We start from the raw sequence: 294 nt of genomic DNA, 5'->3' as shown, positions 1-294 counted from the left end.
GTTTTTCCCATCAATTGTTGGGAGAGGCGCAACTGCCAATTGATCTCCAAGCGCCTCTGAGAATTCAGAAACGTTCCAAGGTCCTGAAATGACTGCTCCTACTTGTCCATCTCGGAAATAACCTTTTATAATATCGTCGGTGATTCCTACTGGTAAGTAGCCTGCTTCATACCAAGATTGAATTAAATTCGCCCCTTCTACTGTTCCTTCATTTGCCAGTCCAATGTTGGATGTGTCATATACGCCTTCACCATCCTGGTCGAACACGTATCCTCCGTGAGCTTCTATAAACGG

1 pseudogene is annotated in these 294 nt (G+C 44.9%); it reads right to left on the bottom strand.

From position 1 onward, the window contains the following. Positions 1-294: pseudogene (locus CHH91_RS18345) on the bottom strand (ABC transporter substrate-binding protein); the annotation flags it as partial.

It is taken from the genome of Virgibacillus sp. 7505, from assembly GCF_002272135.1.
Lineage (GTDB): Bacteria > Bacillota > Bacilli > Bacillales > Amphibacillaceae > Terribacillus.
The sequence above is the reverse complement of the archived record's forward strand: the minus strand, read 5'-3'. Positions and strand labels throughout refer to the sequence as shown.